Raw genomic sequence first — 11,668 nt, 5'->3', positions numbered from 1 at the left:
GCCTTTACCCCACCAACAAGCTAATGGGACGCGGACTCATCCATTGACGGCAGCTTGAAACAGAGGCCGCCTTTTCTCACACATCTCCAAAATGCGTAAGCTTATCCGGTATTAGCAGCGGTTTCCCACTGTTATCCCGAATCCATGGGTAGATTATCCACGCGTTACTCACCCGTGCGCCGCTCTACTCAGGGACCGAAGCCCCCTTTCTCGCTCGACTTGCATGTGTTAGGCACGCCGCCAGCGTTCATTCTGAGCCAGGATCAAACTCTCCACTTAAAAATACTCAAAATGAAGCATGGCTTTAAAACCATGTTCTTTCTCTCCCCCTCGCTATTCCATTGTCAAAGAACTCATTTTCGCGCCGCTAAATCCCGTCTTCAAAACCGACCGGAAGTGCTCGCCGCGAAAGAACAGTATCTAAAGAAACTCCCCTCGACTGTCAACAAATAATTTTCATAAATTTAAAAAATATTTTTTTTCGTAGCATATAAACAGGTTAGGCATTGAGCTTGAAACCACAAACGCCGGCTCGATGAGCCGGCGTTTGTTTTCCAGTTTCTTTTCATCAGAGCGAGCGGCCTGAGCTGGCGCACCAGACACCGAGAAAAGAATGGTCGAAAAGGATTCGACAAAACAAGGATTACTGACGCACCTCAAAGTCGGAAAAGCTTTTTTCATATTCAATCCACTTGCATTCCATGTTTTCCACTTTACTCAATGGAGGGCCTTGAAGAAGATGAACGCGAAAAAGCTGAATGTTTTCTTCGGTTCCCTGGATCAAAACTTCCAAGCGATCATCGTGCAGGCTCCGAACCCAACCTGTCAGGGAAAGGTTTTTCGCTTCATTCATGATCCATTCCTTGAACTCACCCCCCGGAATTGCACTTGTGGACTTACCGGTAAACACGCAGTTAAGGCTTCGGGTCATTTGTACCCTCCTGGAGCTTGATGGTTTGCATTTCAACCACCATGATTGACGACGGGAAAACCTTCTGCAAAGGCTTTCATCCTGAAATATCAAGTAAACCTTAGCCAACGCCGTGCGCAAAGTAAATAATCATTTCTCAGTGCCTCCTGGCGGGCTGGTTTCATGCCGAAATAATGAGTTCTGTTCATCGTGATCAACTTGGTGCGCCGCTTCCGCACCGCGCTACTCAACCAGAAACGAAAAGACCATGGCCAGGATGAAAAAAACGAGGCACAGCAGAATTGAAAGCTGCAGGCCAAACCAGAGTTGCAGCACACCCAAACCGAGAATTTCAAATATTGCCGAGAGCTTCACCGTCATACTCCAACAACCGTAAATCTCCGCCGACATGCCCAAGGGACTCAGCCGCCCGACCAGGACTCTTGCGGATGATTGCAAAGAACCGAGCCCCAATCCGGCGAGACACCCGGCGCCAAGAATTAATTGCTGTGCCTCTAACGATAAACCGAAGGAATGGTTCACAAAGCCGTCATTGGGGAGTCAGGGAAGTTACGGCCACTGCAGCATCCAGAACAGAAGCGTCATAATATAGGGTATATTTCGATCTGCCCCTACCGAAAATCTCTCCGCGACTGACGAGAGCACGGTTCGAGGAAAAGGCCGCGGAAAGTACGGAGGATTGTTTCACTGATGCGGATTGAAGCTCAGGAAGTGCAGGAATGAGGAAGCAGCATCAAAAACCTTGTTGCCTTGTTCAAAAAACCGTCATTGTATCTCCATGGTGACGCCCGGTTCGGGAAGAAAGGCTTTAACCTGGTTGACGTCATGCAGCATTGCCCGAATCCGATTCGCGTGTTCCTCGCGGACCATGCGATTCAAGTGAACCAAGGCCAATTGATTGACCTTGGCTTTGATGGCGAAATCAATACATTGGGCCACTGTCGCGTGTCCGGGTTTGTTGTCTTCCAGCCCATACGCTTCGTGAACCAGCAATCCTGCCCGAAAGGCCAGCGCGTGTGTCTGTGGCGTGGATTGACCATCCCCGCTGTATACCAGGGACGCAGACATACGATCCAGCCGAACGGAAAGACAAGGTGCTCCGGCACTATGATTGTTGAGAGCAAAGGACCACTGGAAACCGCTCAGTTCCATCTTCGTGTCCTGGTTCACCTCGACGAATTCCAGAGTATATTCGATCTTGTTCTTGAAACCAGGATAGGCCAAATCAAATGCGGCCGACACCAGATCCCGCACCCCGGCCTGGCCGACAATGGTCAGTGGATTCGAGCGCTTCTCATCGTGAAACCGCAGCAACAACAAAGGCAAGCCCAAAAAATGATCTCCATGGAAATGAGACAGCCAGATCACATCAGGTCGAGCGCCTCTGGGGGCATGGAGGTAAAAAGCTGCAGGGGCGGTGAACCCGCAATCCAGCAGGACATGCCGCTCCCGGTTCTTCTCGTTGACGGATACGAGCACGGAAGCGTTCGGATAATGCTCATCAAAGGCCTCGCCTACGCCAAGAAAGCAGACTTTCATACGGTGCTCCCAAGAATCATATCAACAGGGTTGTATCGGCGGCGTTTTTGGATTATTTTTTCCCAAAACCGATGCAGTAGTTTCGCTCAACAGGAAAAAATGAGCATGGGGAGGCAAAACATGCGTGTTGACTTCAGCGGTGCAGGAGCGTTGGCCGGAGCGATGAACAGCCAAAAATTTGGAGCAGCAGTGGTCAGCAAGACCATGGACTACACGAACAGCGGCAAAAGTTCCCAATCCAGCAAAGGCGGAATGAGCGAGATGAACCAAGGCTACGACTTTGCCAAAGACATTCTCAGCACCTATACGCAGAGCCAGGGCGTTATAGTTAACATTGTCACCTAAACTTCCTCCTATTCCCTCCTGATTCCATGCGGGCGGCCTCCCCTTCAAGTTGCCTTCCGCATGGTTTCTTTTCATACTCAAAGCATCTAACAGATTTTGCTCAATACACTGCAGGTATTCCTCGCACTCGTCGGACTCCTCGGCACAACGGTTTTCCTTGCTCAAAGAGCCTTTGCGAGCCAGCAGCGATCCACCTCTGCTCCATCTCGTTTGGTCCTCGCCGCATTATTTTCAGGGCTGAGCGCCTGGACAGCCCTGTCGCTGATCCGCCGCGATATTGTAGCAAGCGTGGGCCTCATCCTGGCCATGATCCTGCTTTTTCGCCATTATAAAGCCAGACGCTCAAGCCCGAAAACCGAGAACTCGAACACGAAAAAGTCGAACAAAACTCCATAATTGCCCTGTTCTGCCTGATGGCCTTTTTCAACGTCCGAAAACACCTCGATCCTGAGTTGTTTTTTTTCCTGCTTATGTCGCGGATACATCCAGTTCCGACAAGTCCGAAACAACGATATGGGCGCCATTGTTTCGCAAATCCTCAGGATCGCTCCCTCGATTGACGCCGACGACCAGTCCAAATCCCCCGGCCTCCCCGGCCTGCACTCCTGAAATTGCATCCTCCACAACCACGGCACGTTTTGGTTCGGCGCCGAGTTCACGCGCTGCCTGTAAAAAGATCTCCGGCGCGGGTTTTCCGGGTATTCCCAATCTCAGCGAGTCCACTCCATCTACTTTCGCCTCAAAGAGATCCAACACTTTTGCGGAACGCAATATCTTTTCAGCATTCTTGCTTGACGAGATGATAGCTGTCTTCATTCCGGCTTGATGCAATTTTTGAATCAGTTGAACCGTACCTGGATAGGCCACCGCCCCCTCATCCTCCAGCATCTTTCCGAAAAGCGCGTTTTTCTTGTTCCCCAATGCATGGACGCTGTCCACCCCCGGAGGAGCCTCAAGGCTTCCTTCGGGAAGTGCAATGCCTCGCGACGCAAGAAAACTCCGCACTCCGTCAAAACGCGGTTTTCCGTCCACGTATTGCAGATAGTCATGGCCAAGATCAAAAGGTGCCTGCTGCCGGCCCGTCTGCCGGGCATGATATTCCAGAAACTGATCGAACATTTCCTTCCAGGCCTTGCCGTGCAGGCTCGCGGTATCCGTGACAACGCCGTCCATGTCGAAAATCACGGCATCGTATAAAGACTTGGAAAGCAGATGGGAGTCTGTTCGTGTCTGGGTCATTGCCAACCTCCTATATATGGTAAGAGAAGTCCGCGTTCGAGAAATTGACTCTCTGAAGGTGAACTGGCACATCCCGCAACGGGATTTCTTAGTACATCAAGCCCCAATAATTCAAATCAAGGAAAGAGCATGTCTCAAGGTGTGGATCGCTTGGCCACGGGAGCTCTGTTTCTGGCTACGGTGCTCTGGGCCGGCTCTTTCATCGCCATGAAGTTCGCTATTGGCGTATATGGTCCGATGGTTGTCGTTTTGGCACGCATGGCCCTGGCGAGTTGCTGTCTGTTGCTGCTGGTCGGGAGGTTCAAGTCCGAGCGCTACCAGAAAGGCGACTGGAAACTTTTGCTTTTCATGGCCTTGTGCGAACCGTGCCTCTATTTCGTTTGCGAGGCCATGGCCCTGACCTATACCAGCGCATCTCAGGCTGGGATGATCGTGGCTATCCTGCCCCTGATGGTGGCCGTGGCTGCCCGGTTCATTCTCAAGGAACGACTGAACCGGCGAACCTGGCTTGGATTTTTCATTGCCATCATGGGAGTCATCTGGCTGACCCTGCTCTCGGAAAGTACGGAACACGCACCCAACCCCCTCCTGGGCAACTTTTTGGAGTTTCTGGCCATGTGCTGCGCTACCGGGAGCATGATCGCCCTGAAAAAACTTTGCGTCCGCTTCAGCCCCCTGTTCCTGACAGCGGTCCAGGCTTTTACGGGGTGCATTTTTTTTCTGCCCATCCTGTTTCTGCCCGGTACGACCATGCCGGAAACTTTTCATTTGCCGGCCGTTCTCTCCATCCTCTATTTGGGCTTCGGCGTGACTATTGTTGCCTACTGGCTCTACAACTACGGCATCAGCCGCATTCCCGCGGGCCAGGCATCAGTGTTCGTCAATCTGATTCCAGTGATCACCTTGTTTCTCGGCTGGCTGATTCTTGGTGAGCGCCTCGTTCCTATGCAATATCTTGCTTCCGCGGTCGTCTTGATCGGCATATTCCTCAGCCAGGGCAGTCATCATATCCGGGAGAGATCGGCATGAAATTCAGCGCACGCCCAGATACATCCGCAAAACGCCGATGCTGAACAACGCAAAGGCAATCCCACGCCCATAAGCAAAACCCAGTTGCAGCACGAAAAAAGCCGCAAGAATGAACAAGAATCCGCCCACCAGGGGCCGAAACAGGTTCCGGAGGCGATCATTGATCTGATCCACGGTATGCCGCGAAATCTTGACCTGAAGTTTCTGGTCGCTCAAATCCGTGATAATGGTCTTGACCCTCTTGAAGGTCATGGGCAAGGTGCTGATCTCTCTGCGGACTTGACTCACAAGGCCCTGATCGAAGCCCAGGGCCTTGGGCAATTTCTCCCGCAAGACCGGCAGGATGTCCTTCACCCCGTTAAAATTTTCCACATAATTCGTACCCAACCCCTCGATCAGCGTACTCGCCCGGAGTACGTACACGACTTCCTGGGGCATCTTGAAGGGCATATCCTTCATGGAGAACAGCACGTCCAGGGCCAGGGTCTGCATGCTGGCCGCGTCCAGATCCATGTTCCCGAAAATGTCGAACATCCGCTCGGCGAATTCCAGCATTTCCTCGGGCGGAGCCGACGGCGTAACCACGCCGAGCCGCTCACTGGCGGCGATGAACATCTCGAAATCTCGGGCCGAGGCCGCTTCCACCATCTCGATCATGGCCACTTTTGTCGAGTTGGTCAGACGTTTGACCATCCCGAAATCCAGCAGAATCAGCGTCCCATCCTCTCCCACGAACAGGTTGCCCGGATGGGGGTCGGCGTGAAACAAGCCCTTGACCAGCATCTGCTCGGTATAGAAATCAATCAATATGTCCATGATCTTCGCGAAGGGAATGCCCAATCGTTCAAGAGCCGCGGCATCATCCACCCGCACACCCTTTTCGAAACTCATGACCAGCGCATCTTTGTTGCTGTATTCAGCATAATACTTCGGGAACCGAACGTCGTCCCGGGCATACAGGTCATGGAACTTGCGCAGGTTGTCCATTTCAATGGTCATGTCCACTTCCTTGTGGATCATGAGCGTGAACTCAGACAATATGGCTTCCAATGAGTTGCGGGTGTAGACGCTGAAAAAAGGACGGAACAAGCGCATAAAAAAGTTGAGGATGTTGATATCCACGCTGACCTTGCGCTCGATATCCAGTCGGCGGATTTTCACGGCCACTTCCGTGCCATTGAAAAGTTGCGCCCCGTGGACCTGACCGATGGAAGCGCTGGCCATTGGTTCGGCATCGAATCGTGCAAAAGGTGGAGATGTGCCGAAAGCCCTGCTGTACATCACATCCAGGTCCGCCTGGGGCATGGGCGCGACTTCGTCGTGAATGGTCCGGAGTTCTTGAAGATACTCTTCGGAAAAAAAATCCGCCCGGGTGGCCAGGACCTGTGCCAGCTTGATGAAGCTGACGCCCAGGTCGAGCACTGTTCTTTTCAAATCCACCGCCCCCAGGGGCGGTATGAACAGAATACTCGATCGCTTCAGAACCGTGGCAAAGATGGTGACCAGAAAACGAAAGGCCCCCCATATTCTTTGCGGAGCATAATAGCTATGCATTCCGCGTCATCAGCAGGGCCTTGATTTCAGCAATGTCATCTTTCGTGGCCAATCCCATTTCCCGAACCGATTCAGCGACCTTTTCCTTGATCTTGGCATCCAGTGCATCCTGCTCCTGCTGGGCACGCTGCTGCGCCTCTTCCATGAAGCGGTTCAATTCTTCCTTGCTGATGGTTCCCAACTGCTCCAAATCCTTAAGTTGCGCTTCAATCTTCTCCTTGGCCATGAAGGCGGCTCCCAGGCCGATGTGCAACAGGTCCGTCGGTTTCATGCTCATCTCCTTGATACAGGATGTTTGGTAGTGTCTTCGCTAAACAGTTCCATGTACTCCTCTTTTGCATACTACTAAGCGTAAACAAGGTGAATTGGCGGGTCAAGACGGGATCACAGCCCTTGCCTGCGGCCAGGTTGACATTATCTGTGCGAGCAAGTCCCGCTTTCACCTGAGGCGCTGAGTTTTAACGTCGTTTTACAGTATCTGATGGTTGCCTAAGCACGAGTGGCCGCTTTTATGATTCCAAGCATCCGACATGCAGGATCCTCTTGTCTGTTTTTTCAGACAAGCTGTTTCAATTCTAATGTGCTGCAAATAGATGCCCTTGATTCACATGGCATTGCTCTCAGGAGCGCAATCGCAATCGCAATCGAAATCGCTTCAGATTGTTTTTCGATTTCGATTGCGATTGCGATTGCGGCCAAGAGCATCATTAACCAATTTGCACCAGGTGTTGATTGACCCGCCCCCGGGAAGTACTTTTAAAGGCGGGAACCTCGACAACCTGGCGAAAACGAGAGGTTCGACCATCGTGATTCTTTTGAACTTGTTCACACAATGTACATGCACGCACCGCCCTTTATTTATGACGTATACCATGCCCAATCTCCCTTTCACCGGTTATTGCCTGCATCTACTCAAATAATGATCGCATTGTTGCCGTACTTTATCGCTAGGCACGATTCTGGTAAGGCTAGGGCAAACGAATTTTGGTCCACCTTGCCGGTCCCGTTCCCGGTCCCGTTCATTGATCCATTCCACGGAGGTTCTTTCATGACAAAAAAAAAGCTAAGCGTCGACGGCAATACCGCCACATCCTATGTTGCCTATGCCCTAAGTGAGACTGCGGCCATCTATCCCATTACTCCGTCATCAACCATGGGCGAGGTTTGCGACGACTGGGCTTCCAAAGGCCGTAAAAACGCTTGGGGACAAGTCCTGTCCATCCGGGAAATGCAGTCCGAGGCCGGCGCCGCCGGCGCGGTCCACGGCTCGCTGGCCGCGGGTTCGTTGACCACGACGTTTACCGCTTCCCAAGGACTCCTGCTGATGATCCCGAATATGTACAAGATTTCCGGAGAGCTGCTCCCCGGCGTCTTCCATGTTTCGGCCCGGGCCGTGGCCGCCCACGCCCTGTCCATTTTTGGTGATCATCAGGACATTTATGCAACCCGCCAGACCGGATTCGCCATGCTGTCGTCCAATTCGGTCCAGGAAACCCATGACATGGCTCTGATTGCCCATCTCAGCGCTATTGAAGCATCCGTGCCGTTCATGCACTTTTTTGACGGCTTCCGCACCTCGCATGAGATCCAGAAGATTGACGTCGAGAATTACGAAGACATGCGGGCTCTGGTAAATACTGAAGCCCTGGCCAAATTCCGCACCCGCGCCATGAACCCCGAGCATCCGCACCTTCGAGGTACTGCCCAAAACCCGGACATTTATTTCCAGGGACGGGAAGCGGCCAACCCATTTTATCAAAAAGTTCCGGGAATTGTCGCCGAGTACATGAAAAAGGTCGGCGAACTTACCGGACGCAACTACAAGCTCTTCGATTATGTCGGCGCTCCCGATGCGGATCGAGTGATCATTGCCATGGGCAGCGGATGTGAGACCATCGAAGAGGTGATCAACCACCTGTCCTCGAAAGGGGAAAAGGTCGGCCTGATCAAGGTCCGGTTGTATCGTCCCTTTGCTCCGGAAGCTCTCTTCGACGTCCTCCCGGCTTCGGCCAAAACTGTGACCGTTCTGGATCGTACCAAAGAGCCAGGAGCCCTTGGCGATCCTCTCTACCTGGACGTCTGTACCGCGGCTCTGGAGCGCGGCTTAAGCGGCGTAAAGTTCCTGGGCGGCCGGTATGGTCTGGGTTCCAAGGAATTCAGCCCGGCCATGGTAGCGTCCGTCTATCAAAATATGGCCCAGGAGCAGCCAAAGAACCATTTTGTCGTCGGCATTGAAGACGATGTCACAATGACATCTCTCCCAGTAGATCCTTCTTTTCCGGATGTCACACCGACCGGAACGATTCAATGTAAATTTTGGGGATTAGGCGCGGACGGCACTGTTGGCGCCAACAAGCAAGCCATCAAGATCATCGGTGACGCCACGGACATGTACGTCCAGGCCTATTTCGCCTACGACTCAAAAAAATCCGGCGGGATCACCATTTCCCACCTGCGTTTCGGAAAATCGCCGATCCAATCCACCTATCTAATCACTCAAGCGGATTATATCGCCTGCCACAACTCTGCTTACGTCAACCAGTACGATTTGCTGGAAGGCGCAAAACAGGGAGGCACGTTCGTCTTGAATGCTCCTTGGTCGCAGAACGAGCTGGAGACGCACCTTCCCGACTCCTTGAAACGTGGCATTGCCGGAAAGAAGATGAAATTCTATACCATCGACGCCGTGAAGATTGCTCAGGAGGTCGGCCTGGGAGGACGGATCAACATGATCATGCAAACCGTCTTTTTCAAGCTGGCCAACGTCGTTCCCTTTGAACAGGCCGTGGAAATGCTCAAAGACTCCATCAAGAAGGCCTACGGCTCCAAGGGCGACAAAATCGTCAACATGAACATCGCCGCCGTGGAAAAAGCCGCGGAGGCTGCACAGCAGGTCGAGTACCCCGCTTCCTGGGCGGATTCGGCAGCTGGAACGGAAAAGGAGCGACAGGAACCGGAATTCGTTTCCAAAGTAATGCGCCCCATGCTGGCACAGCAGGGCGACAAGCTGCCCGTGTCCTACTTTAATCCGGACGGCCTTTTCCCCACGGCCACGTCCCAGTATGAAAAACGCGGCGTTGCGATCATGGTTCCGGAATGGATTTCCGAAAACTGCATTCAATGCAACCAGTGCTCCTTTGTCTGCCCCCATTCCGCCATTCTTCCCGTTCTTGCCACGGATGAAGACCTTTCCGGCGCACCGGCCAACTTCGACATGCTCGAGGCCAAAGGCAAGGAACTCAAGGGGATGAAGTACCGGGTGCAGGTGGATACCCTGGACTGCATGGGCTGCGGTAACTGCGCGGACATCTGCCCCTCCAAGGAAAAGGCGCTGGTTATGAAACCACTGGCCACGCAGACCCCGGCCCAGGTTCCCAACTATGACTTTGCCGTGGGCGTACCGCTCAAGGACAATGTCATGAGCCGGACATCGGTCAAAGGCAGCCAGTTCCAAAAACCGCTTATGGAGTTCTCCGGTGCATGCTCGGGCTGTGGGGAAACTCCTTATGTTCGTGTAATGACGCAGCTTTTCGGCGAGAGAATGATCATTGCCAATGCCACCGGCTGCTCCTCCATCTGGGGCGCTTCCGCTCCAACCACGCCTTACGCCGTGAACAAGGACGGTCACGGACCGGCCTGGGGCAACTCCCTCTTTGAGGATGCCGCGGAATTCGGCTACGGCATCGCCTTGGGCACCCGGCAACGGCGCGAACGTCTGGCGCTACTCATGACCGCCGCCGCGAACAACGGAATTGACAGTGAATTGGCCTCGGCCATGCGCGCCTGGCTGGCCGGCAAAGATGATCCCGAAGCCTCCAAAGCGGCGGGGGACAAGCTCAAGGCATTGCTTGCGGACAACAATGATCCGCAACTCCAGGAAATCAAGGCCAATGCGGACATGTACACCAAGAAGTCCATCTGGACCTTCGGCGGCGACGGCTGGGCCTACGACATCGGTTTCGGCGGTCTGGACCACGTCCTGGCGTCGGGGGAGGACATCAACGTGCTGGTCATGGATACGGAGGTCTACTCCAATACCGGCGGGCAGTCCTCCAAAGCCACTCCCACCGGAGCCATCGCCAAGTTCGCCGCCGCGGGCAAGCAGCTGCGCAAGAAGGATCTGGCCCGGATGCTGATGACCTACGGGTACGTCTATGTGGCAGCGGTGGGCATGGGCGCGAACAAGAACCAGTTCCTCAAGGCGCTGACTGAAGCCGAAAGCTACAAGGGCCCCTCCATCATCATCGCCTATGCCCCCTGCATCAACCAGGGGCTGAAAATGGGCATGGGCAAGACCCAGGAGCAAACCCGGCTCGCCGTGGAATCCGGCTACTGGCCGCTGTTCCGCTATGATCCCCGAAGGGCTTTACAGGGCGAAAATCCCATGATTATTGATTCCAAAGCGCCCAACGGCACCATTCAGGACTTCCTGATGAGTGAGAACCGTTTCGCGGCCCTGGCCAAGTCTTCCCCGGAAGAAGCCCAGAAGCTGCGTAACGCAGTGGAACAGGAGGTGAACGAACGTTGGCGGATCCTCAATCTTCTGGCGGAGGCAAATCCATATGGCGAAGGAAACATCGCTCCCTTGCCGGTTTGCGTGCTCTCGGAAACCGCAGAGCATGTCCGCCCGGATGCGAACATCGAGCCGTGTGACGCCGGAAGAGCCGGTACATAACAGTCACAGGCACTGACACTGATCGGAAACCCTCTTAAAAACGCCGGCCCCTAACGGGTCCGGCGTTTTTTCTTTGGCAACCCTTCCTCCCAATCAAACATCATTTCCGCGAAGCTGCCGTGAAGTCCATTTTCTCAGACGTATCTTATTTCCCGGACAAGAACACCTTGCCTGCGCCTTCAATGAAACCATCTGACAGATCCTTTCACGCTACTTTTCAAGGCTTGAAAAAGTCTGTATCACCCCAGGAAAAGCCAATCTGTTGAAGGGTGTTATTTTTTTTCGATCCAAGTGTGATGGATTGAAAGTGTCACGTATTGCTGTTCAGGAGTTGCACTCCCCAACAGGGTCATCGG

At 53.4% G+C, this 11,668-nt stretch carries 10 protein-coding genes and 1 rRNA gene; 4 read left to right on the top strand and 7 right to left on the bottom strand.

Annotation, left to right across the window (positions count from 1 at the left end; all coding sequences use genetic code 11):
- From BLP93_RS14620 to BLP93_RS14610, 4 genes are all read right to left on the bottom strand, one after another.
- Positions 1-279 (bottom strand): 16S ribosomal RNA (locus BLP93_RS14620); the annotation flags it as partial.
- Between the two features lie 364 nt (positions 280-643).
- Complete coding sequence (locus BLP93_RS17760) at positions 644-853, bottom strand: acylphosphatase (protein ID WP_425248231.1); 210 nt, start codon at positions 851-853, stop codon at positions 644-646.
- 300 nt (positions 854-1,153) lie between these two features.
- Entirely contained in the window at positions 1,154-1,285 is a 132-nt protein-coding gene (locus BLP93_RS17565; protein WP_279615068.1) for a hypothetical protein, read from the bottom strand.
- 411 nt (positions 1,286-1,696) lie between these two features.
- On the bottom strand, positions 1,697-2,470 hold the full coding sequence (locus tag BLP93_RS14610; RefSeq protein WP_092123306.1) for an MBL fold metallo-hydrolase: 774 nt from the start codon (positions 2,468-2,470) through the stop codon (positions 1,697-1,699).
- Between the two features lie 120 nt (positions 2,471-2,590).
- Here BLP93_RS14610 and BLP93_RS14605 point away from each other — a divergent pair, with 120 nt between their 5' ends.
- Both BLP93_RS14605 and BLP93_RS16765 read left to right on the top strand, forming a co-directional pair.
- On the top strand, positions 2,591-2,815 hold the full coding sequence (locus tag BLP93_RS14605; RefSeq protein ID WP_139163021.1) for a hypothetical protein: 225 nt from the start codon (positions 2,591-2,593) through the stop codon (positions 2,813-2,815).
- Positions 2,816-2,911: 96 nt separating this feature from the next.
- A complete protein-coding gene (locus BLP93_RS16765; RefSeq protein WP_139163020.1) occupies positions 2,912-3,211 on the top strand; it encodes a hypothetical protein in 300 nt (99 codons plus the stop codon).
- 72 nt (positions 3,212-3,283) lie between these two features.
- On the opposite strand, the gene BLP93_RS14600 is transcribed toward BLP93_RS16765, so the two are convergent.
- Positions 3,284-4,054 carry an HAD family hydrolase gene (locus BLP93_RS14600; RefSeq protein WP_092123302.1) on the bottom strand — a complete coding sequence of 257 codons (771 nt, stop codon included), beginning with the start codon at positions 4,052-4,054 and terminating at the stop codon, positions 3,284-3,286.
- Positions 4,055-4,183: 129 nt separating this feature from the next.
- Here BLP93_RS14600 and BLP93_RS14595 point away from each other — a divergent pair, with 129 nt between their 5' ends.
- The gene (locus tag BLP93_RS14595) at positions 4,184-5,083 is read left to right on the top strand and encodes a DMT family transporter (protein ID WP_092123300.1); all 900 of its coding nucleotides are present in this window, start codon (positions 4,184-4,186) and stop codon (positions 5,081-5,083) included.
- 3 nt (positions 5,084-5,086) lie between these two features.
- Here BLP93_RS14595 and BLP93_RS14590 read toward each other — a convergent pair whose 3' ends face one another.
- A complete protein-coding gene (locus BLP93_RS14590; RefSeq protein WP_092123298.1) occupies positions 5,087-6,637 on the bottom strand; it encodes an ABC1 kinase family protein in 1,551 nt (516 codons plus the stop codon).
- Positions 6,630-6,908 carry a hypothetical protein gene (locus BLP93_RS14585; RefSeq protein WP_092123296.1) on the bottom strand — a complete coding sequence of 93 codons (279 nt, stop codon included), beginning with the start codon at positions 6,906-6,908 and terminating at the stop codon, positions 6,630-6,632. Before BLP93_RS14585 ends, BLP93_RS14590 begins: the two co-directional genes overlap by 8 nt.
- 777 nt (positions 6,909-7,685) lie before the next feature.
- Here BLP93_RS14585 and nifJ point away from each other — a divergent pair.
- Positions 7,686-11,312, top strand: coding sequence for a pyruvate:ferredoxin (flavodoxin) oxidoreductase (gene nifJ / locus BLP93_RS14580; protein ID WP_092123294.1), 3,627 nt, complete (start codon positions 7,686-7,688; stop codon positions 11,310-11,312).
- Positions 11,313-11,668: the final 356 nt, after the last annotated feature.

The sequence above is a fragment of the Desulfonatronum thiosulfatophilum genome, assembly GCF_900104215.1.
Lineage (GTDB): Bacteria > Desulfobacterota > Desulfovibrionia > Desulfovibrionales > Desulfonatronaceae > Desulfonatronum > Desulfonatronum thiosulfatophilum.
The sequence above is the reverse complement of the archived record's forward strand: the minus strand, read 5'-3'. Positions and strand labels throughout refer to the sequence as shown.